Source organism: Paenibacillus sp. FSL H7-0756 (genome assembly GCF_038006765.1).
In the GTDB taxonomy this organism is placed as follows: Bacteria; Bacillota; Bacilli; order Paenibacillales; family Paenibacillaceae; genus Paenibacillus_AQ.
In genome coordinates this window covers 1,860,387-1,883,033 of sequence record NZ_JBBOVT010000001.1, presented here as the reverse complement: position 1 = coordinate 1,883,033, position 22,647 = coordinate 1,860,387, and the positions used below count along the sequence as shown (strand labels likewise).

General features: G+C 55.0%; 13 protein-coding genes. 2 read left to right on the top strand and 11 right to left on the bottom strand.

The window, feature by feature from the left end; genetic code table 11:
• Positions 1 to 147: 147 nt before the first annotated feature.
• The 6 genes from NST04_RS08385 to xylA all read right to left on the bottom strand — a co-directional run bounded on the left by NST04_RS08385 (position 148) and on the right by xylA (position 9,526).
• The gene (locus tag NST04_RS08385) at positions 148 to 1,047 is read right to left on the bottom strand and encodes a carbohydrate ABC transporter permease (protein WP_341183882.1); all 900 of its coding nucleotides are present in this window, start codon (positions 1,045 to 1,047) and stop codon (positions 148 to 150) included.
• 12 nt (positions 1,048 to 1,059) lie between these two features.
• Positions 1,060 to 2,046 carry an ABC transporter permease gene (locus tag NST04_RS08380; RefSeq protein WP_445667878.1) on the bottom strand — a complete coding sequence of 329 codons (987 nt, stop codon included), beginning with the start codon at positions 2,044 to 2,046 and terminating at the stop codon, positions 1,060 to 1,062.
• Positions 2,047 to 2,173: 127 nt separating this feature from the next.
• Complete coding sequence (locus NST04_RS08375; RefSeq protein ID WP_341183880.1) at positions 2,174 to 3,952, bottom strand: sensor histidine kinase; 1,779 nt, start codon at positions 3,950 to 3,952, stop codon at positions 2,174 to 2,176.
• Between the two features lie 195 nt (positions 3,953 to 4,147).
• Positions 4,148 to 5,692 (bottom strand): response regulator transcription factor, encoded by a 1,545-nt coding sequence (locus NST04_RS08370; protein ID WP_341183879.1) that lies wholly within the window; start codon positions 5,690 to 5,692, stop codon positions 4,148 to 4,150.
• A gap of 217 nt (positions 5,693 to 5,909) precedes the next feature.
• On the bottom strand, positions 5,910 to 7,406 hold the full coding sequence (gene xylB / locus NST04_RS08365; protein ID WP_341183878.1) for a xylulokinase: 1,497 nt from the start codon (positions 7,404 to 7,406) through the stop codon (positions 5,910 to 5,912).
• An 800-nt stretch (positions 7,407 to 8,206) separates the two neighbouring features.
• On the bottom strand, positions 8,207 to 9,526 hold the full coding sequence (xylA, locus tag NST04_RS08360; RefSeq protein ID WP_341183877.1) for a xylose isomerase: 1,320 nt from the start codon (positions 9,524 to 9,526) through the stop codon (positions 8,207 to 8,209).
• A 424-nt stretch (positions 9,527 to 9,950) separates the two neighbouring features.
• Here xylA and NST04_RS08355 point away from each other — a divergent pair, with 424 nt between their 5' ends.
• Together NST04_RS08355 and NST04_RS08350 are read left to right on the top strand one after the other, a co-directional pair.
• Positions 9,951 to 11,111 carry an ROK family transcriptional regulator gene (locus NST04_RS08355; RefSeq protein WP_341183876.1) on the top strand — a complete coding sequence of 387 codons (1,161 nt, stop codon included), beginning with the start codon at positions 9,951 to 9,953 and terminating at the stop codon, positions 11,109 to 11,111.
• 227 nt (positions 11,112 to 11,338) lie between these two features.
• The gene (locus NST04_RS08350; protein ID WP_036694925.1) at positions 11,339 to 11,533 is read left to right on the top strand and encodes a hypothetical protein; all 195 of its coding nucleotides are present in this window, start codon (positions 11,339 to 11,341) and stop codon (positions 11,531 to 11,533) included.
• Between the two features lie 177 nt (positions 11,534 to 11,710).
• On the opposite strand, the gene NST04_RS08345 is transcribed toward NST04_RS08350, so the two are convergent.
• The 5 genes from NST04_RS08345 to NST04_RS08325 form a co-directional block, all read right to left on the bottom strand.
• Positions 11,711 to 11,947: a glutaredoxin family protein gene (locus NST04_RS08345; RefSeq protein WP_036694922.1), complete on the bottom strand. Its 237-nt coding sequence runs from the start codon at positions 11,945 to 11,947 to the stop codon at positions 11,711 to 11,713.
• An 83-nt stretch (positions 11,948 to 12,030) separates the two neighbouring features.
• Positions 12,031 to 12,972: a thioredoxin-disulfide reductase gene (gene trxB, locus NST04_RS08340; RefSeq protein ID WP_340957931.1), complete on the bottom strand. Its 942-nt coding sequence runs from the start codon at positions 12,970 to 12,972 to the stop codon at positions 12,031 to 12,033.
• A gap of 205 nt (positions 12,973 to 13,177) precedes the next feature.
• Positions 13,178 to 15,124 (bottom strand): heavy metal translocating P-type ATPase, encoded by a 1,947-nt coding sequence (locus tag NST04_RS08335; RefSeq protein WP_445667877.1) that lies wholly within the window; start codon positions 15,122 to 15,124, stop codon positions 13,178 to 13,180.
• A gap of 778 nt (positions 15,125 to 15,902) precedes the next feature.
• Positions 15,903 to 18,434 carry a GH36-type glycosyl hydrolase domain-containing protein gene (locus NST04_RS08330; protein WP_341183874.1) on the bottom strand — a complete coding sequence of 844 codons (2,532 nt, stop codon included), beginning with the start codon at positions 18,432 to 18,434 and terminating at the stop codon, positions 15,903 to 15,905.
• Positions 18,431 to 22,645 (bottom strand): glycoside hydrolase family 2 TIM barrel-domain containing protein, encoded by a 4,215-nt coding sequence (locus tag NST04_RS08325; RefSeq protein ID WP_341183873.1) that lies wholly within the window; start codon positions 22,643 to 22,645, stop codon positions 18,431 to 18,433. Before NST04_RS08325 ends, NST04_RS08330 begins: the two co-directional genes overlap by 4 nt.
• Between the last annotated feature and the right edge of the window lie 2 nt (positions 22,646 to 22,647).

Below are 22,647 nucleotides of genomic sequence, written 5' to 3'. Positions count from 1 at the left end.
AGGTGAGACCTGAATATACCATTGTGAACGCTTGCAAAACTACCATAAATATAAATTACCACTAATTAACACTTTGCCCTAAGCGGGTTAGCTGCCAGGCTCTGCACTGAACCCGGCAGCTTCTCCACTGTTGCTCTGGGTGAAGGTTTATGCCTTAACTGCACCCAGCGTCATCCCGCCGACAAAATATTTTTGCAGGAACGGATAGACCACGAGAATCGGCACGGTTACGACAATGGTAATCGCCATCTTGATCGACTCCGGTGAAATCTGCGCCATCTGTCTGGCCATATCATTCGCATTTGCCATGCCGCTGCCCTGATTGGTCGAAGACAGGACCTTCATCAGCTCGTACTGCAGCGTAGTCAGATGCGGCTTGTTGCCGTTGTAGAGATAGGTGGTGAACCACTCATTCCATTGTCCTACAGCCAGGAACAGCGCGACAGTTGCGAGTACCGGCTTGCAGAGCGGAAGGATGATTTTGTAGAAAATCATAAAGTCATTCGCCCCGTCCAGCTTAGCCGATTCCTGCAGGGCAAAGGGCAGTCCGTCCATAAAGGAGCGGATAATGAACACATTAAATGCGGCAACCGCACCCGGCAAAATGTAGATCCAGAACGTCCCGATCAGATGCAAATCCTTCATCAGAATATACATCGGCACCATACCGCCCGAGAAATACATGGTCAGGGCCAGAAAAACCGAGATGAACCTTCTCGCTCTGAATTCCGGACGGCTGAGCGTAAACGCCAGCATAGAGGAACTCACCAGACCCAGCAGTGTACCTGAAACGGTACGCAGAATCGATATTTTGAAACCTTGAATCAGACCGGTATAGCTGAAGATCCGCTGGTAATTCTCCAGAGTCCAGACCCGCGGGAAGATATAGATGCCGCCCCGGACCGTATCTGTAGATTCATTGAAGGAAATTGCCAGCACGTTCAGAAAGGGATATAAGGTCACAATCATGACTAATCCCAGAGTGATGTAGAGAAACACGTCGAATACGCGTTCACCTTTAGACATTTGAAAAGCTTTGCCGCCCATTTGATCCCCTCCTTACATAATGCTTTCTTTCGTTAATTTCTTCATCACTCCGTTAGCCGTAAACAGCAGAATGACACTGACTACCGAGGTGAACATACTTATCGCTGTACCATAGGAGAACCGTCCAATCTGTATCCCGTATTTAAGCGCATACAAATCCAGCACTTCCGAATAATCGGTAACGAGATTGTTCTGCAATTGGAACTGCTTCTCAAAGCCGATTCCGACCAGATGACCAATCGACATGATCAGGAGTACTGTAATCGTCGTACGAATCCCCGGCAATGTAATATTGAACATCTGCTTGACCCGTCCTGCTCCATCCACTTTAGCCGCTTCATACAGTTCTTTATCAATGCCTGTAATCGCTGCCAGATAGATGATCGCGTTCCAGCCCGTTTCCTTCCAGATGTCAGCAGCCGTTAAGACTCCCCAGAAGTATTTCCCTTTGGCCATGAACTGGATCGGCTCATCAATCACATTCATCCAGAGCAGCAAATCATTCACGATCCCCCCGTCAATCGCAAGCGTCTTGTAGACAATTCCGCCTACAACCACCCAGGATACAAAGTGTGGCAGGTAAGATATCGTCTGGACCGTTCTTTTGAAGACGCTTCCGCGCAACTCGTTGAGCAGGACCGCAAACAGAATCGGAACCACGAAGCCGAAGATCAGCCCCAGCATACTCATCGCCAGTGTATTTCTTAATACGAGGTAGAAGCGTTCATCCTGGAACAGCTCCTTGAAGTTGTCCAGTCCGACCCATTTCTGCTCGCTGAACGATCTGACCGGCTTATAATTCTGAAAGGCCATTAGCCATCCCCATATGGGCACATAGCTGAATATAAATACCCAGATTACGAATGGAAGGGACATCAGGTATAAGTACTTTTGCTGGAGTACGCTTTTCCAAAATCCACTATTCCGTTTCGCAGGTGGGCGGGGGGTTACGCTTTCATTTGTTGTAACACCGCTTTCAGTGAGCGCTTTCACGATCAATATTCCCCCTTCGCTTTGATAGCTTTATCTTATCCCAGCGCCGGGGGCGAGAATACCCAACAGATTTCACGTAAAAACCTATAGAAATTAGACATTCTCCCCGCCTGTATCCCCTTAAGCCTTCAAATCACTGTCCCTTCGGGATTGAAAATGTAATCCGGGTCCCCTCTCCTTCCCGGCTTGAGATGTTCAGCCCGTGCTCCGCTCCGTAATACAGAGTCAGTCTCTGCTGCACATTGCGCAGCCCGATCCGGCCCTGCTCCTCTTCCTCCACCTTGGTGATGACCTCCATAATCTCGGACAGCCGTCCTTCCTTCATCCCGATCCCGTCATCCATTACAATCACCTCAATCTCCTGTTTCTCCGTGAGGGTAATGGCGATGCTGACATGCACCGTGCCCTCCTTATTCTCCAGACCGTGAACGACCGAATTCTCCACCAGCGGCTGGATAATCAACGGCGGAATCATCACCTCAGCGGTGGCGGGATCCAAGGTAATCTCATATTCCAGCCTGTCCTCGTACCGGAACTTCTGAATCTCCAGATAGGAGCGGATCATCTCAATCTCTTCCTTGATCGGCGCTCTCTCCCGTCCGACTTCCAGATTCTTGCGCATCAGCTTGCCCAGCAGCCGGACAATATTAGCGATCTCCTTCTCTCCCCGCAGATGGGCGTTCATACGGATCGACTCCAGCGCGTTGAACAGAAAATGCGGATGAATCTGGCTCGCCATCATCTTCAGCTTAATCTCGCGCTGCGCAATCTCCAGCGTGCTGTTCTTCTCATTGCTCTCTATCACCTGGTTAATCAGCTGGTTGATGCTGGCTACCATGTAGTTGAACTGGCGCGACAGCTGGCCGATCTCGTCTGTTCCGTCAATGCGGGAGACGACATTCAGGTTCCCGAGGGCCACTTGATTGAGCTGGCGGCTCAGCCGCAGCAGCCGGTTGCTCGTCAGCAGCGAGATCGTGTAGACCAATACAAGCGCAACCAGCAGCACCCCGATTACGATAAACAGGCCCAGCTGACTCACCTTGTTGGCATCGCTCAGAATGCTTTTGGTCTCGAATACGGAAATGATTTTTAACTTGCTGACACTCAGCTCAGGGATCATCTCATCGATGATGACGTAAGAATCCTTGGCCTTCACCTGGGTCGTGAACACGCCCTTGGACTGCGCCTGCACATCAATCCCTATGTCAAAAGCATCCACCGTGCTGCCCACCAGCTGCGGATTTTTAGCGGATACAATATAGCCCTGCTCATCGATAATAATGGTCTCGAACGGCTCCTGGTGCAGCATCTGGTTCAGCTCATTCTGATTCACCTGCACCATCAGAATTCCTGACTTGCTGTATTCTGGGTAGGGCACCTGGCGGACCAGGCTCAGCTTGTTGATGGTTCCTTTGGGGCTGTTGATATAAGGGTCCTTGTCGTGGATATACATCCAGTAGATCTGATTGTTCTGCATAGCCTGTGTATACCAGTTTCTCGTGCGGATCTCCGGCGTTACCGGCGCGATGGACATATCGTCCACCAGAGTGGGATTATCGATGAAGAAGCGGATATTGGAGATTTCCCGGTACCGCAGCACGTATTCCTTGAGGTCGGTATAATTCAGGTAAGCCTTGGTCAGCTCCAGGATACTCGGATAATGCGTATTAACCAGCCGCTCCAGATCCTCATCGAAATAGAGCAGATTCGAAATATCTGTAGGGACACGCAGCTTGCTGTACAACTGGCTTTTGATCTTTTCCACGTTGTTGGTGGCCTGATCAATCGCTCTGTTCAAGGCTCCTTCCCGAAAATAATTTGTCAGAATAATCCCTGCAATCAGCACGGGAATCATCACCACTATGATATAAAAGAAGATCAGCTTGTATTTCAGCTTCATATTATTGACCATCCGCACCAGCTTCTTGATATCAATCTCCCCTCTCTATACAAACAGGCTGCTCCCGGTCTTCTGTAAGAAGGGGAACAGCCTGTATATCATAAGCCTCATACCTGATTTTCTGCAAGCTTGCCGGCCTACAGTTCCAAATTTCCCCTCCGCTTCTTTTTGCTTTTCGTTAAGTGCTTTAGCGCTTCTTAGATAAGTCTAGTTCTCCTTGCGGTAGGCGCTTGGGGAGACGCCGACATATTTGCGGAATTTGGCGTTGAAGTAATCGGAGTTCATGTATCCAACCTGCTCGGCCACCTCATAGACCTTCATGCCCTGGGTCAGCAGCTGCTTGGCCTTCTCGATCCGCACCTTATCCAGATACGTATTGAAGTGCTCGCCCACCTGGTTCTTGAACATTTTACCCAAATAGGCACTATTGTAGTTAAAAATCTCCGCAAGGGTGCCCAGCTTCAAATTCTCCTTATACCGCCGCTGGATCAAATCGGTGATCCGCTTAATCTCATCGCCGCGTCCGCCTCCGCTGCCCGTCAGCCGGGAGAGCTGCTCCATGTAGCCCGACACCAGCCGCTCTGCATCATGCAGGTACCTGCTGCTGTAGACCTCGCCCATCGGCGAAGCTTGTCCGGCAATCAGCGGGCGCAGCTCGGGACTCGCCGCCTCCAGCCGGGCAATTGTACTGCTGACAATCCGCAGCAGCTGATCCTTGATATAGGTCTCATCCCGCTGGGTATGCACAAGCTGGCGTATAATCTGCAGCGTAAGCTCCCTGGCCACCTCGCTGCTTCCAGCCTCCACTGCCAGTAACAGCTGCACCTCAATATCACGCTCGGGGTCCGGCTCCTCCTCCAGTTCCACCGCGCCTTGTGCAGGCTCCTCCCACAGGTCCGGCATTTCGCAGAGGAGGGTATTCTTCTGCCCGAAGAAGGCATCGTCCAGCCGGGCGCGTGCGGCCCCGAAGGACTCTCCGGCCTCCTCCGGCCGGGCAGCTGCTCCGCCCGCTGCGGCCACGAACTCCAGCCCCTCCTTCGAGATCAGGTGATGCAGCTCCTGCCAGAGGGCCGCCCGGGCGCGTTCATCCCGGAGCGGCTCCTTCAGCAGAATTCCCATATACGGGGGAAGGGTGAAGAAGAAGAAGCCCTCCGCCTCCTGCCAATGCCGCTCCATCAGCCGCTTCACTGCATCTTCGCGGGCATCCTCGCCCTTGTTAAGCCCTTTCAATTCCAGCAGCACCACTTCGCAGCTGCTGTCCTTAAGACCCAGCTCAGCCGCCGCCTCTCCGGCTTCCTTCGACTGCAGCAGCTCCCGCACCAGCACCTCGGTGGTTCTTGCCGGCTCCAGCGCCTGCCATTCGTTGATCCGTTCTTCCTGGCTGATCTTCTCCCGCAGCTCCTGCAGATAGCTGATCAGCTCCTCCTCATCCACCGGCTTAAGCAAATATCCGTCAATATGATAGGAGATGGCCTGCTTCGCATATTCAAAATCGGCATAGCCGCTCAGAATCAGCACATGGCAGCCTGGATTCTCCTTGCGCAGCTCAGCGATCAATTCCAGCCCGGTCATTCCCGGCATACGGATATCCGCCATCACAAGTCCAGGTTTCAACTCACGGAATTTGTCCAGCGCTTCATAACCGTTAGCCGCTGTCGCCACCACGGTATACCCCTCTTCCTCCCAGGGAATCAAGGTGCGCATCCCTTCCCTCAGCTTGGGCTCATCATCCACAATCAGTACTTTGATCAATTGGGGCCTCCCTTCACAGAGCTTATTACAAACTTTACAGCAAGCTTATACCATAACCTATATAAGTGGAAACGGCATTGCCGTCCTTTTAAAGGACGGTACCGTTTCAGCGAGAAATAGAAGGATAAATTATCGTGTGAAACATATAAATTCTTATATTTTAAAAGAAAATAAGCTGCCACCCTGTACAGGATGGCAGTCATTCCGTGCGGATATTCTATTTCCGGTAAGAAGCCAGCTTCTCATTCAGCTCGCGGGTCTGGCCGTATACATCCTGATACAAAGCGAAGATTCCGTCATATAGCGCCGCCTGCTCTGCATTAGGGGTATAGGTCTCTGCCGGACGGATGAAGGCTTCCGCACATGCACCAAGAGATTCGAACCAGCCTGCACCATAGGCTGCCAGCATAGCTGCGCCCATAGCCGGACCCTGCTCGCTCTCCAGCTTGATGATCGTAGCGCCGAAGATATCGGCCTGCATCTGCAGCCAGGCTTCATTCTTCGCCCCGCCGCCGATCGCCACAACCTCGGTAATCTCTTTGCCGGATTCACGCACAATCTCGATGGATTCGCGCAGCGAGAAGGTGATGCCTTCCAGCACAGCCCGGGTAAAGTGGGACAGCGTATGTCCGGAATCCATACCGATGAAGCTGCCGCGGATGCTCGCATCCGGGTGCGGTGTACGTTCCCCGCTGATGTAAGGGGTGAACAAGAGACCGCTGCTGCCAGCCGGGATTTCGTTCACTCCCTGCAGCAATTCGTCGAAGCTCTTGTCTTGCGCAAAGGTCTCCTTGAACCAGGTCAGGCTGTGTCCTGCCGCCAGGGTCACGCCCATAATGTAGAAGGCATCCTTCTCACTGTGGTTGAAGAAATGCACTTTGCCTTCGAGGTTAAGATCCTTGTTGCTCTCATAGGACAATACCACACCGGAGGTCCCGATGCTGCACATCGTCCGGCCTTCGCCCAGAATGCCGGCTCCCAGTGCGCCGCAGGCATTGTCTGCCCCGCCGGCGAACACCTTGGTGGTAGGCAGCAGGCCGGAGGCTTCGGCAACTGCCGGAAGCAGGGTTCCGGTCTGCTCGAAGGATTCCACGAGTCTCGGGCAGAGGGAGACCGGCAGATCGAACGCTCCGGCAATCTCCGCACTCCACTGCTTCGCGCCAACGTCGAGCAGCAGGGTTCCGGCTGCATCGGAGTAGTCCATGGCATAGTCACCTGTCAGGTGATAACGCACATAATCCTTCGGCAGGAGGAATAATTCAGCCTTCGCGAGCACCTCCGGCTCATGCTCCTGGACCCACAGAATCTTCGGAAGCGTGAAGCCTTCGAGCGCGCGGTTTCTGGCGATATCGATCAGCTTGCTGCCAAGCTTCTTCTCAATCTTACGGCATTCCGCAGTCGTACGTGTATCATTCCATAGAATGGCGGGACGCAGCGCCTTGCCTTCACCGTCAACGAGCACAAGCCCGTGCATCTGGCCGGAGAAGCTGATACCGTCGATCTGTTCAGGCTTAGCGCCGGATACTTCCATCAGACGCTTCAGACTGGCGATGGTTCCCTTCACCCAATCCTCCGGATTCTGCTCACTCCAGTTCGGCTGGGGTCTGCTGAGCGGATACGCTTCAGAGTGCTCAAAAGCCACTTTGCCCTGAGGATCTACCAGTACAGTTTTTACCGCGCTGGTTCCAAGATCGACACCAATTACATATTTCATAGTTATCCTCCTAAAAGTTATATGTAGCATTACTTCTTATGAAACTTCTCTGCAGCCGTTCAAAAGCACCTTCCACTAAAAGGTAAGGCGAAAGTAAGCGAGAGGTACGCCTAAGATGCGGCTACGATTGTATTTTCTGCAATAGATTCTCGTTAAATCGGCCGAAAATCGCAGGCTATTGCACTTTGTACACTAGAACTTGTTGAAAAGGCTGTTTTGTAGGGTACGCTCAAATATCTGTTGTACCAAATACAGCAGAATGCTATTTTCCAGCCAAATCAGATCATTCTGCTGCACAAAATACACTCACACGGTCCTGGTAGAGTATCAGATTAAAAGGATGGATAAGCTTATTAAACCCTATCCACCCAAAATCTAACGGACCGGAGAGATCTTATCCCCGCGAAAACGCCACTTTTGGCAGCGTAACGGACTCAGGCGACCTCATAGTCTCTCTATGAGACGTTTCTTAGCTGAAGTGCAAAGGATAAGGCCTGTGGAGTCCGTTAATCGCTCAAGTGACGACTTTCTTCCCGGATAAGAGCACCTCAGTCCGTTACGCTAAGCCAAACGTCCCCTGAAGAACAACACCCGCTTGGAAAAGATGTAATTGGAAGGGGCATTGCGTCTGATCCACTATTTTAAATCTGATGAAGTACTTGTAGAGTATCAGAACCATTCCGCCACTCAAGTATTCCAGTATTAAAAAAGGGGGCTGCCGAAGAATGCTCTCTTCAGCAACCCCCGTTGCGTGTATTCTCTAATGAATCTGCGGGCAATCCCGCAAATCCGGCAGCGTCTTACTCAGCAGTCAGGATGTACTGGTTAAGTGTAGCTCTCAGCAGTTCCTGACGTCCGGATTTGTTCGGACGCGGGCTCTCGTTGTTCAGCGCGTAGTCAGCCAGCGAAGCCAGTGTCGCTTTGCCGGATACGATGTCAGCGCCAACGCCTTCGTTGAAGCTGCTGTAACGATCAGCAATGAAGTTCTCGAATACGCCGTCTTCCAGCAGCTTAGCAGCTACCTTCAGGCCCTTAGCGTATACGTCCATACCGGAGATGTGTGCCAGGAACAGATCCTCAGGCTCGAAGGAAGGACGGCGTACCTTGGAGTCAAAGTTGATTCCGCCTTTGCCCAGACCATCGTTCTTCAGTACTTCATACAGAGTCAGTGTAGCATCGTAGATGCTTGCAGGGAATTCATCTGTATCCCAGCCGAGCAATGGATCGCCCTGGTTCGCATCGAGTGATCCCAGCATGCCGTTGATACGGGCTACATGCAGCTCGTGCTCGAAGGTGTGGCCAGCCAGTGTAGCATGGTTCGCTTCAAGGTTCAGCTTGAAGTGCTTATCCAGGTTATACTTCTGCAGGAATGCGATGCAGGTTGCTGCATCGAAGTCATATTGGTGCTTGGTAGGCTCTTTCGGCTTAGGCTCGATCAGGAACTGGCCGTCGAAGCCGATTTCCTTCGCATAATCAACAGCCATAGTGAACAGACGGGCAATGTTGTCCTGCTCCAGCTGCATGTTGGTGTTGAGCAGAGTCTCGTAACCTTCACGGCCGCCCCAGAACACATAGTTATCAGCGCCCAGACGTTTACCCACTTCCAGACCTTTCTTCACTTGTGCAGCAGCATGTGCGAATACGTCAGCGTTGCAGGTGGAGCCTGCACCGTGCATGTAGCGCGGGTTGGTGAACATGTTGGCAGTGTTCCACAGCAGTTTTTTGCCGGAAGCCTTCATGCCTTGTTCAAGGATATCTACGATGGTATCGATGTTGCTGTAGAATTCACGCAGGGACGCGCCTTCAGGAGCGATGTCCACATCATGGAAGCAGTAGTACTGCAGGTCCATCTTCTCCATGAATTCGAATGCAGCTTCCGCACGGGCTTTAGCCTTGTCCAATGTGCTCAGTTTGTCCCAAGCGCGGACTGCAGTTTCAGCGCCGAACGGATCGGAACCGCCAGCTGTTAATGTATGCCAGTAAGCCATTGCAAATTTCAGGTGCTCTTCCATTGTTTTGCCGGCTACGATTTCTGTAGGATTGTAGAATTTGAATGCATAAGGGTTGGTGGAACGGCTTCCCTCGTAAGAGATCTTGCTCACTGTTTCAAAATAAGCCATTTGTAAAATCCTCCTCAATATTTGCTTTATCCGCAAGCGTTTACAGCAACATCTTAACACATCCCTCTGACTTTGTATATTGGTTAAACAAAGTTTTTTTATTTTTATTTTTCCCGCTGTTTCACAGAGATCCCGGAGCTTAATTTCACCTCCAGAAGTTCGGGTTATACAAAAATATGTTGCGGCGGGTTCGTCCGGATTCAACGGATTCAGTTGCATTTTTGCGCTCTTCATTCTAGACTAGGGGGCATACCCGCGCAGCGGAGCCTAGCTTCACAGCTACCCTCTTCCTGCACGTGCAAAGCCCCCGTTCTATCCTGAAACAACGGCTTTCCTCATTGTTACATGCCGCCGATCAGCAGACCGGACAAAACTTATGGTGTGAAACCTATAAATTCTTATATTGTAAAAGGAAGTGTGCTGCTTGAAAGTTACCGGTGATCAGGCGCTGGTCAAAAAAATAAACAAATCGATTATTTTACATACCATCCGTATGCATTCCCCCATCTCACGGGCCAAGGTATCCGAGGTGACTGGCCTTAATAAAGCCACCGTCTCCAATCTGGTAGCCGAGCTATGCGGGCAGCAGCTGGTTACCGAGGCTGGACCCGGAGAATCCAGCGGCGGGCGCAAGCCGCTGATGCTGCATTTTAATGAGATGGCGGGAAGTGTGATCGGGATCGAGCTGCGCGTGAAACAGCTTAAGGCCGTACTCTGCGATCTGGGGGGCGGCATTCTTCATGAACGGGACAGTGTGCTGGAGAACCACGACTTCCCTTATGTGCTCGGGCAGATGCAGCAGATGATCTCGGAGCTGATCGCTACGGCCCCGCCTTCTCATTACGGACTAGTCGGCATTGGTGTCGGCGTCCCGGGAATGGTCGATGAGCAAGGCGTTGTCCTGTTCGCGCCCAACCTGGGCTGGGAGATGGTAGACCTGCGTTCGATTCTGGAAAGCGCCTTCGCGGTGCCGGTCACCATTGATAATGAGGCCAATGCAGGCGCCCAGGGTGAGCTGAACTTCGGAGCGGCCCGCGATGTGCGGCATCTGCTCTATATCAGCGCAGGGTCGGGGATCGGGTCGGGGATTATTATCGGCGGAGAGTTGTATAAGGGCGCGCGCGGCTATGCGGGCGAGACCGGACATATGACGATTGAAGCGGAAGGCAAGCCCTGCAGCTGCGGCAGCCGGGGCTGCTGGGAGCTGTATGCCTCTGAGAAAACCTATGATAATCCAGGTCTCTCCCTCCCGTCGCGCACAACGACCGGGCTGGTCAAGTATGCACTTGAGGGGCAGCCCGATACGCTAAGCCATTTCAACTCCATTGGCGAGTATCTGGGGATCGGAGTTACCAATCTGATCAACAGCTTCAACCCCGAGCTGATCGTTATCGGCGGCGCTTTATCGGAGGCAGAGCCGTGGCTCGGCGAGCCGCTGCGCCGGGTAGTAGCTGAGCGTACCCTCCCCTACCACAAGCAGCAGCTCGAAATCACCTTCTCCAGGCTGGGAAGCCGGGGAACCATGATTGGAGCGGGTTTTTCAGCGGTGATGCATTTTCTGGGCAACATCCGCGTGACCCTATAGAGCACACTACAAGCGGAACGGCTGCGGCATACTTTATATGACGCGGCTTGTTTTTGCGTGAAGGTGGAGGATCACTTTTGGTCTACGGCATAAATTCATATATTTCTTAAAATCGCCGCATTTTTTTCTGCATTTCCTGCTCTAAAAGGAGTAGCTATCCTATATAATAAGGATACTTGTGTGACATTTGTCACCATACCCTTTTTTCTGAAATGGAGAGAGAATCCATGACTTATGTTGATACGTCTGATATTTCGGCGAAGATGTTCATCGCAGTGCTGCTGCTGCTGCTCATCATTGCTCCGCTCGTCAGCCTCGGTGTCCTGCGCCTGTTCCAGTCGCGGAAGAAATCGGGATTCCTCCTTATCGCCAGCGGCATTGCCGTCTATGCTGTCTTTCAGATGTTCATGTCACTTACCTGAGACCTGCTAGGAGACAGCAATGACGTAAGCAAGTGGAGAAGCAGTATTTAAGATTGTTCATATTCGCTGAAGCAGGCCAGGCCCATGGGCAGATTTAAATGTTGTTTTTCCGCCGCCGCACGCAAAGAGCCGCCTCCCACCGGGAAGCGGCTCTATATATTTCAGGATTGCCGGCTATTATTCCGTTGCAGCCAGAGCCTTGTCGAACTTGGTCTTGTTCATGCCTACGATCTTCATATCCCCGATCACCGTAATCGGTACGGCTCTCATGCCCATATCCCACACCTGCTGGGCGTACTCTTCGTTCTGCTCGATGTTGCGTTCTTCGTACGCTACCCCTTTATCGCTCAGGAAGCTTTTCACCTGACGGCAATGCGGGCAATTCGTCGATGTGTATACAATTACATTCTCCATAGTATGATTTCCTCCTCGTATCTAAGTATTAGACTCTGAGATCTATTGTAGCACCGGAATCCTTGCTTCTCCAAATGCCAGACTTACATAATTACTGCGCTGTGCTCCAGGCTCTCGATATATTTCTCGGCATCCATAGCCGCCATACAGCCGCTGCCAGCAGCCGTGATGGCCTGTCTGTAACGGGTATCCTGCACATCGCCGCAGGCGAATACGCCGGGAATGTTCGTCTCGGAGGTTCCGGGATTCGATACGATATAGCCGTTCGCATCCGTAGTGATCTGTCCGCCCAGGAATGCCGTATTCGGATGATGGCCGACCGCCACGAATACCCCGCTGGCTTCAATGAACTCTTCTTCGCCAGTCTCGTTGTTGACAACCTTCAGCCCGGTTACGCCCTTATCTCCGGCAATCACTTCAACAGGGGTACGGTTCAGTCCCCAGGTCACTTTGGCGTTATCGCGGACACGGTCCTGCATAATCTTCGAGGCCCGCAGCTCTTCACGGCGGTGAACCAGGGTTACCTTGGAAGCAAAACGTGTCAGGAAGCCCGCTTCTTCAAGCGCGGAATCGCCGCCGCCGACCACCACGATCTCTTTGCCGCGGAAGAAAAATCCGTCACAGGTAGCACAAGTGCTGACCCCGCGTCCGATGTTATCCTGCTCCCCGGGAATCCCGAGATACTTGGCTGTAGCACCCGTGGAGATAATCAGCGTATCCGTAATCAGCGTGCCCATGCCTTCCACGTTCAGCTTGAACGGACGGTCGCCCAGCTCCACGCTGTTCACCCAGCCGGTCACGAACTGTGCACCGAAACGCTCTGCCTGCTTGCGCATATTATCCATCAGATCGGGACCCAGAATGCCTTCCGGGAATCCCGGGAAGTTCTCGATCTCAGTTGTAGTGGTAAGCTGTCCGCCTGGCTGCGGACCTTCGATAACGAGCGGGTTCAGGTTCGCACGGGCCAAATATATAGCAGCTGTCAATCCGGCCGGTCCAGTACCGACAATAATTGATTTGTACATGATGATATCCCCCTTGAGATGGACGGAAAAGACGCCATTCCTTATTTAAAATAATTATAATCTAGTATTTATTATGATCACCTCAAGGGGAGTTGTCAATATGTCAGACCCGTTGTAAACGCTCCTTTTTGTGAACAATTCAATTTTAAGCAATTTAAAATAAACGGGCGCACATATTCTGCTGCTCCCTCCATTGTACCGGCTTCTAACGCAGCAGACGCAATCCGTTAAGGATGACGAGAATCGTGCTTCCCTCATGCCCGACCACCCCGAACGGCAGCGCAATCCCCTGCACAAAGTTGCTGATCATCAAGGCGGCAATGACCGTTACGGCAAAAATCATATTCTGCTTCACAATCCGCTGTGTCCGGCGCGCCAGGGCAATCGTTCCGGCAATCTCTTCAATATTGTCATTCATCAGCACCACATCGGCAATCTCCAGGGCAGCCCCGCTGCCCTTCATCCCCATGCCCATGCCAACCGTTGCGGTAGCGAGCGCAGGGGCATCATTCACCCCGTCGCCTACCATGACCACATGGCCGTATTGCTCCCGAAGCGCCTTGACATGCGATACCTTATCTTCCGGCAAAAGTCCCGCGAACACGAGGTCAACGCCGCTCTGTCCCGCAATTACCCGGGCTGTAGCCTCGCGGTCTCCGGTCAGCATCGCTACCTTGATCCCCAGATCATGCAGCTTGCGCACGGCAGCCGCCGCCTGGGGGCGTACGGTGTCCTGCAGGGCAATCATTCCGGCGATGGTCTCTCCGGCAAGGATCAGCGATACCGTTTTCCCTTCCTGTTCCAGACTGCTGCGCAGAGCCTTCCAATGGTCCGTGGCCGCCCCGGCAGCCGACCCTTCCGCTTCATCCAGCAGATTGGACTTGCCGATCCTCCACAGCTGGCCGTCGATGACGCCTTCAATTCCCCAGCCGGTAACCGACTGGCTCTCTTCAATATCCCGCAGTCCGATCTGCTCCGTTTCCGCCAGCGCGACAATGGCCTCTGCCAGCGGATGCCCCGACAGCTTCTCGATGGAGGCACTCACGGCCAGCAGTTCTTCCCGCACATACCCTTCTCCGGCGATGAAGTCCGTGACCTGCGGAATGCCTTCCGTCAGAGTACCCGTTTTGTCAAAAGCAACAACCGAGGTCCGCGCCATATTCTCCAGATGAACCCCGCCTTTGAACAGGATGCCTTTGCGGGCGCTCTTGGAGATAGCCGACAGCATGGCGGGCATGATTGAGGATACCAGCGCACACGGGGACGCCACGACCAGGAAGACCATAGCCTTGTAGAACGTATCGCTCCAGCTCCAGTCCAGCACAAACGGCGGCAAGGTGATCAGCAGAACTGTTGCAGCTACCACTACACGGGCATACACGGATTCAAGCCGTTTAATGAAACGCTGTGAATCCGGCACTTCGTTCTCTGCCTCTTCTACCATGCGGATGATTTTGGCGAACAGCGTATTCTCGGCAGTCTTCGTTACTTCTATATAGAGGGGGCCTTCTCCATTAACGGTACCGGCGAATACTTCACTGCCAACAGTTTTGTCTACAGGAAGCGATTCTCCCGTGATGGAGGCCTGATTCACAGATGATTCCCCCCGGCACACCTTGCCGTCAGCAGGAACCAGTTCACCCGGACGGATCAGCAGCAGATCGCCCAGCATGAGCTGATCAATGGTAACCTCACTCATCGCTCCCTGTTCAATGCGCACGGCGGTAGCAGGCTTGAGGGCCAGCAAAGCGGAGATGTCCTTTTTGCTGCGCTCCATCGTGTAGCTCTCCAGCGCTCCGCTCAGGGCAAAGATGAAGATCAGCATCGCCCCTTCATTCCAGTACCCGATAGAGGCGGCACCCAGCGCTGCGGCAATCATCAGCAGATTAACATCCAGGTCACGCTCCTTGACCAGCGTCTCCACGCCTTCCTTCGCCTTCATCCAGCCGCCTAGTGTATAAGAGATCACGTAGAGAATGACGGATAAAACCTCCGACCAGCCGCTGGTAGCCCAGGCTACCAGCATAATCAGCCCGCTCCCAAGAGCGGCCTGCATTTCGGAGTTGCTGAGCATCGCCAGCGGATCGAAGCGGCGCGGCCCCGGAGTGCGGGGCTGCTGCGCCCCTCCTTGACGCGCTATGGATTTGGGCATTGATTTCGAGGTTGCTTGCATAATAAATCACCTTCCTGAATGGTTTTGGTTAAGCGCACACTTGAGAATGAGAGCCATTATTAACACCCTTAAAATGACACATGCTGCCCCGGCATCGCCGGGACAGCATGTTGAATAGGTATGGTTGTTGAGGATAATGACTGGGATGATGGCATGACTCAAAGTGATGACTAAAAGAAAGACATGCCTGAGAGATAAATGAGAATGATAATCATTGTTGCAATAGAGCAACTAAATTTCCTTCATGCAACTTATACCTATACTATACCACGCAAGGCGTAAAAGTAAACCCGGGGGCAAGCCTGATTTTTGGGAAAGTGAGTTGACCTGGAGAAAGGGTCAGGATTGCTGGGGGGCGGATGAAGAGAATTCCGATTAGGGAGGTTATTGAATGTACTTGGGAATTGGTGGAGTTAATGAGGTTGCGATTAATGAGGTTAATAGAAAGATGAATTGTTTAACGTCATTAACAGTAACTTCTGGTTCACCTGCGAATTCAGGTGTACTTCTGCACCTCATTTCCACATATCTCCCACTTTAGGCGAATTCAGGTGCATTTTTGCACCTCATTGATCCAGCGGTTCCATGGCGCGTTCCAAGCTGCGTAGTTCCTGGTTACTTCAACCAACTGTTCGTTGAACGCCAAAAAAATGTCCCGCACGGGCATTGCTAGGAGCCGCCTACGGGACACTTTTTATATACTGCTTGTAAACTCTGTATCTAACTTAGTCCCTCTGTCTCTACAGAAAGCCTACCGTTACAGTATGACTTCCACTTTCACGGATTGTTTGTGCGGGTATGGGGGGATGACTGTCCCTTCGAGCCGTTCGCCGTCCACCCGGATTTCTTGAACGCCAGAGCAGACATGGCTGTTGTTCTTCACGGTAATCTCATACTCGCAGCCACGGAACCGGCGGGTGACCGAGAAGCCCTCCCAGGCAGACGGGATGCACGGGTTAATGGACAGTCCGGCCAGCACAGGCTTGATGCCCATAATATACTGCGTAGCGGCTACATACATCCACGCGGCCGTCCCGGTCAGCCACGATACATTCGCCAGACCGAATCTGTCCGACTCCGGCCCGAACAGGTTCGAGGCATAGACATACGGCTCTGCTTTGTAGCGCCAGATTCCGGCCTGCTCCATGGCGATGTTCGGGATCAGCTGGCGGTAATATTTGTACGCCTGGTCCCCTCTGCCCAGCATACACTCCGCAATAATCGCCCAGGTATTGGCGTGGCAGAAGACGGCCCCGTTCTCCCCGGTTCCTTTGTTATAGTTGGTTAACGGATCGGCGGGATCGGGGAAGTTCGTGATGGACGGATGCAGTTTTTTGATGCCCAGCTCTGTATCGAGAATGTCGCGCACACTGTCCATCGCCTTCAGCCCCTTGTCAGCCTCAGCCATCCCGGACAGGGTCGCCCAGGTCTGCGCATTGAGCCAGATCTGGGCCTCCTCATGCTCAGCGGTACCCAGATAACGCCCGTCATCCATCACCGCCCGCCGGAACCATTGCCCGTCCCAGCCCAGCGTGTTCACAAGCGACTTCTGCTCATCGTAGAGCCGGTCATACTCCGCCGCATGCTCCGGGTAGCCGGAGGCCGCCGCCAGATCCTTCATGCGCAGCAGCACGGTCCCGAACTGCATCGCTGTCCAGATGCTCTCTCCCCTGCCCTCACGGCATACGCGGAAAAGCTGGTCATTCCAGTCCGAGCGCAGCATCAGCGGGAAGCCGTTTGGCCCCAGCCGGGAGACGGTGAAGTCCACCGCCCGCTTCAAATGATCATACAGCGGCGCTTCACCGCCATCATAGAACGGGATACTCTCCTGAAGGAACGCCGCGTCCCCGGTCTCAGCCAGAATGTCCCATACGGCAAGCGCCGTCCACAGGTGATCATCCGAATGGATGCTGGTCACCGGGTCCCATCCCTCATTCGGGAAAAAGTAATGATTCACATGCCCGTCCTGATACTGCTGCCCCACAAGCAGGCGTACCTTATCCTTGGCTGCCTCGGGATCGTACGGTACGACCGCCAGAATATCCTGGGCGGTATCCCGGTAGCCTACGCCCCGGAAGGTTCCGGTAGCATAATACGAAATATTGCGCGAGAACAGGAAATTCCGCTGCGCTTGGTACGGATTCCAGGTGTTAAGCATACGCTGTGCATCCTGATCCGGCAGCTCGCAGCTCCAGGCCCCGAGGTAACGCTCCCAGTTCTCCTGAAGCGCCGCGTAGGAACGGGTGACGAAATCCGCCTCCCGCGAATGGCCGATGGCCCGTTCAATCTCGTCCTCGTTCATCGCTGTCCCGAGGAAAAAGTTCACGGTGCGCGTCTCACCGGGCGCAAGTCTTACCCGAACCTGGAGTGCGCCGCAGGGGTCGCCTCCCAGAATCGCCGAGCCAGTGCAGCCCCCCTGCTCAATAGCGGCCGGATTGGATTCGCTGCGGTAGCTGCCGATGAATTCTTCACGGTCTCCGTCATATCCGGCAAGCGGTGCATCGGACATCATATAGACCAGCGGGGTTTCGTCCGGCTTGGGCTGGTTTTCCACCCCGTATTTGTAGATCAGCGCTTCCTTGTCATGGTACTGCACCGACACCTGATGCTTGTTATAGCATTGCCATTGCAGCTCGCGCATGAATTCCATCATCCCAAATTCGGCGTAGGCATACACGTTCAGCTCTTTGACCTCTGCGCTATTGTTCGTCAGCGTCAGATTCCAGATCAGGGAATTCTCATAGGGCCCGACAAAATAAACCGTCTTCGCCGCCAGCTCATCCGCCTGTGCTTCAAAGCGGGTATAGCCCATGCCATGGCTGCTCCGCCATTCCTGCGGCTTCCGGAAGGCCGGCTCATACGTGGGACACCAGTAGCTGCCTGTTCCGGCATCCTGCAAGTAAATATACGGGCCGGAGCGGTCGGTCGGCAGATGGAAGAAACGGTAACGGGTAATCCGCCAGATCTGCGGAGATTTATAGAAAGATAGTCCCCCGCCTGCATGGGACAGCATCGTATGGAAGGTCCCGTTGGATAAATAGTTCAGCCAGGGGGTCGGCATATCATGCCGCTTGAACTCTACCTCCCTCGCCTCATCGTTGAAGGCAAAATACTGGTCCAGCTCATTTGTACGCGCAAGCAGACTGACTCCATTAGGCGGTTCTACAGCCTTGTTACTCTGTGCGTGGGCGGATGGGCCTGCGGGTGGTGCGGATGATGCAGATGCTGCGGATGGTACCGGTTCATTGCCGTTCATATCGGTCTGCTCCTCTCCATTGCTCTTGCTCATTTGGGCTCCACCTCATCCATCGTCAGGCGGAACTCCAGATCATTCATATACGTGCCGTCTGTATTCAGGAACACCATGCCGAAGGCGATATCCTCCTGCGCTCCCCGGACGATGGCGATCAGGCGGTTGATCCCGCTTACCAGCGAAATCTCCTGTTCAGGATTTGCCACCAGCCGTCCATTCATATAGATCTCAAAAGCGCAGGCCGAGTTCACCCGGAGTCTGCCGGTTCTTGTTTTGCCCACTGTCTCCGGCAGATGCACGAAGCAGCTCAGGAACAGAGGGCGTCCATCCGGTGCGGGGATGAGGAAGGTTCCGTCCGGGCGGCGTTCTTTTTTCTTCATCCAGCCATATAGGCCTTCCCCCAGGTTATTCAGGGAGAATTCGGGGTCTGTATAGTAGTCCTTCATCGCCTCGTAGTCGATGTGCGGCGGACAGAACAGCGTCATTGCGGCCTCCACCGCCCACTGCGCATCCTCCTTGTCATGAAGCAGCAGCTCATCGGCGAACGCGCCTCCGAGATTGCCGAGCAGGCGGGTGTAAAGCCTGATGCTTTTGTCGCTGTCCTGGTCCACAAGCAGCTGCGAGCAGAGGATCTCTCCCGCTCCGGCCGCCTGCCGGATCACAAAGGCCCCCGGAGCTGCGGCCTGGCGGCGGTTCAGCTCGACCAACGCCAGCCGGCTGTATTCCGCCGTATGCTGCCCGGCGAAATAGTCCTTCCAGGCTGTGCCTTCCACGCTGGTGCACAGCACCTCCGCGTCCGGCACCTCCAGCCTGCATACGGCCAGCTCCCAGTTGACGACATCCCGGGGCGAGAGATGCACCTTGTCGAAGCCGAACAGGTCGACCGGGCTGATGCCCTGGACGGCGGCGTGCGCATAGTCCGCCGCCATATGATACGTCCCGTGCGGCGCGATGCGCACGGGAGCGTCCAGCAGGCGGGCGAGGGCCTCCTGCCCGCCGGGCTCTGCCGGCAGCACCAGCACGCTGCCGCCGGCCAGGGCCGCCTGGCGCACGGCTTCCGCCGCGCCCGGCCCGCCCAGCAGTTCGGCCTCCACGACGAGGAGGCCGGGGGGCAGGCCGGACAAGCCTGCGGCGCTGTCCAGCATGTGGCCCTTGAGGCGGAGCTTGCTGAGCAAGGCCTCCGCCATTCCGCCGCTGCGGACCCACACCGCAGCGGACCTTGCCGCCGCGGGCACCAGCGCGGCGGCGGGCTCGGCTGCGACGGATCGCGCAGCCGTTGGAACGGCCGCGTGGACCGCGCGGCCCGCATACTGCAGCAGGCTGCGCAACAGCAGCAGTGCCTGGGGAACCCGCTGGAGATGGTCCATAATCTCCAGCTGATTCGCCAGGAACATGCCCGCTCCGCTGCGGTATTCCAGCAGCGGCGACCACAGATCGCCGCCGTCTCCAAAGTCCCCTGCGCTGCATTCCAGCAACAGGGTGAAGTCGCCGGTTACCGGCTTCTCGAAGGCCGCCCGGATGATCGGCAGCGGCCCGTCCTCGCGCAGCTCCTCATGCCAGTACATCAGATCCTCTGCGCCTAATCCCCGGAGCACCGGATGCCCGTAATCCCCGCTATGTGCACGGATGAATTCCCTGCGGGTGAGCGGCAGCCTGCCGGGAGAGAGATGAAGCTGCTCCAGCAGCAGCAGCCGGCCGCCCTGCTGCACGAACCCTCGCAGCCTCCGGTCCAGCGTACCGTCCTTATCCTCCATCTTGCTGCCGACAATCAGCAGAGTCCCGGCCGCAAGCTTCTCTACCGCGTCCGGCTCTGCCCGGACCAGTGCGGGCACCAGCGCGTGAATTGCCTGGAAGTCCCGGTCAGAACCGATGTAAGCTGCGGACAGGGCGATCTCCACCGGCTCGGTCCGGCAGCTCCCGGACACCAAACGGTAGCTTACGTTCAGTTCATGCATCAGCTCGCCGCCATGGAACAGCCGGGCGGACAGCTTGGCTTCCCCTTCGCCTACTGGTGCGCCTACTCTAGCCCCCTCTCCTCCCGCTGGTCCTATTCCTACTCCGGCCCCATCGCTTCCTACAGAACCTTCCCCGGAGACCGCCTCCGGCATCCATTCCAGCCGGATGCTTCTGCGCTGAGCAGGCTCATGACGGAAGCGGAAGGTCTCGCTGTGTACCCTGCGCCCGCCCTGCATGACCTCACATTCGACCGTTACTTCCTGAGCTGACAGTGTATCGTTATAGACATCGAAGCTGCGGGAGACCGGCGCATCATCGAAGAAGCAGCGGTTGTATTCGGCGGCAATCAGCGTGACCGGCTTGAAGGCCGCGGCCATAATGGCAAAAGCCGGATTAGGCCTGTAGACCGGATATTCCTCCGGCAGCAGCCCGTTGTTCAGCGAAAGCGAGTAGGCCGGAATTACGGCAGGCTTGGGACCGGGTGTGGTCAGGTCGGCCTGCGGCAGCTTGATCTCCTGCTCCGGCATCGCCCGCATGAAGTAGTGGACAAAGTTGAAGGTAGAGATACCTGATACGCCCTGCCGCCGTGCATATTCCACGAACAGCCGCTCCTTGATGGCCAGCCCGGCAGCACTTGCGTCCGAATCCTTATATACATCCATTCCCGAGTACATGCTGCTGTTCTGCGGACAGATGTACCACCAGCCGCCATGCTCGCCGAAGGTGAGCGGAACCTGCCGGTCCCACTGCGCGATCGTGCCGTCAATGTTGTAATGGCGGCTCTCCACCTCAGTCTGCTGCTTGGAGACCAGGCGGTTATCCCCTTCCACCATGACCGGGCGGGTGTCATCCAGCGCCTTCATCAGTTCAATCAGGCCGGGGATATGCTGCTTGTAGTGATCGCGTCCGTCCACCCAGCGCATCTCGTTCTGCACACTCCACAGAATGACCGAAGGATGATTCTTGTCCCGCTGCACCAGCCGCTGCACATGCGCGCAGCAATTGCCGATGAAATCGGGATGAGCCGCATCCATGCTTTTGCTGGAGCCGTAGATGGCCGTCTCATCGACAATCAGCACCCCCTCCTCATCGGCAATCCGCAGATAATCTGACGGATACGGCTGCGCATGCAGCCGGATGCTGTTAATGCCCGCTTGCCGGCACATCCGGTACCAGCCCCGGATATAGTCCTCTGTCTGCTGGGCCGCCCCCTGAAAATGCCAGGAGTCCCCCCGCAGATTAACGGGAATCCCGTTCAGCATAAATTGCGGACCCTCGCACCAGAACTCCCGGAAACCGAAGGTCTCGCTCCGGCGGTCCAGAACCACACTATCCGATTGCAGCACAAGCTCCAGCTCATACAGAACAGGGGAATCCGGGCTCCACAGCATAGCCTCCTGCCAGGGCAGGCTGAAGGCCGCTCCGCCCCATTCCCGGCTGCCGGTATTGCTGCATAACTGCCGCCCGGCAACATCCTCCGCAGGGCGGGACGCTACTGCTGCTTCCGCTTCAAGGACGGGCAGCGAACGGGCGGCCGCCAGCGGCTGCGGCCGATTCTGCGGCTCTGCCAGTGCGGACTGGACGACGGAATCCCGCTCGCGAACCTGCAGGAGCACCCGCAGTCCTTCGGGTAAGAGCCCCTCTTCAGTGCTGCTGATCAGAGCGTCCACTTTCAGCCTGCCCTGCCGGACTGAGGTGCGGATCGTAAGATCCTCCAGCGTAACCAGCGGATAAGCCTCCAGGAAGACATCCTGCCAGATGCCCCGGGCGATTCTGCCGAACCAGGAGCCGGAGAGTCCGGTGATTTTTGTCTCCCCGGAGGGGAGCACCGCCGTGTCAAAGCTGCCGCAGACTACATGCAGCTGCTGCTCCCGGCCGGGCTTCACCAGCGCGGTGATATCCAGCCGCAAGGGCAGGAATCCGTCCTCCCAGAGCGCAACCCGCTCGCGGTCCAGATAGATGGCCGCTTTTTGCATAATGCCGTCGAACCGCAGTACGATCCGCTGCCCCAGCATCGTCTCCGGCACCTGGAAGCTGCGGTGGAGTACCCCGGCTTCAGCCTCATTCCATTCCTCGGGGTATCTGTACACATCGAAGGGCTGGAATTGATATTCGGGGACTTCGCCGAATTTGCTGCCCGAAGGCGCAGTATAGCTGTAGCGCCAGCTCGAGGGAACCTGTATTTTGCGGGCCTCGTATTGCAATCTCTCCGGAAGCGCGCGGCTGCGCGGCTGGTCATAAAGCGGCATGAAATCCCACTCACCATTGAGACATATGGATGTACGTAGCATAA

Coding starts and splice junctions, on each gene's coding strand:
- NST04_RS08385 (WP_341183882.1), bottom strand. CDS start 1,047: ATGGGCGGCAAAGCTTTTCAAATGTCTAAAGGTGAACGCGTATTCGAC.
- NST04_RS08375 (WP_341183880.1), bottom strand. CDS start 3,952: ATGGTCAATAATATGAAGCTGAAATACAAGCTGATCTTCTTTTATATC.
- xylB (WP_341183878.1), bottom strand. CDS start 7,406: ATGAAATATGTAATTGGTGTCGATCTTGGAACCAGCGCGGTAAAAACT.
- xylA (WP_341183877.1), bottom strand. CDS start 9,526: ATGGCTTATTTTGAAACAGTGAGCAAGATCTCTTACGAGGGAAGCCGT.
- NST04_RS08350 (WP_036694925.1), top strand. CDS start 11,339: ATGACTTATGTTGATACGTCTGATATTTCGGCGAAGATGTTCATCGCA.
- NST04_RS08345 (WP_036694922.1), bottom strand. CDS start 11,947: ATGGAGAATGTAATTGTATACACATCGACGAATTGCCCGCATTGCCGT.
- trxB (WP_340957931.1), bottom strand. CDS start 12,972: ATGTACAAATCAATTATTGTCGGTACTGGACCGGCCGGATTGACAGCT.
- NST04_RS08335 (WP_445667877.1), bottom strand. CDS start 15,124: ATGCCCAAATCCATAGCGCGTCAAGGAGGGGCGCAGCAGCCCCGCACT.
- NST04_RS08330 (WP_341183874.1), bottom strand. CDS start 18,434: ATGAGCAAGAGCAATGGAGAGGAGCAGACCGATATGAACGGCAATGAA.
- NST04_RS08325 (WP_341183873.1), bottom strand. CDS start 22,645: ATGCTACGTACATCCATATGTCTCAATGGTGAGTGGGATTTCATGCCG.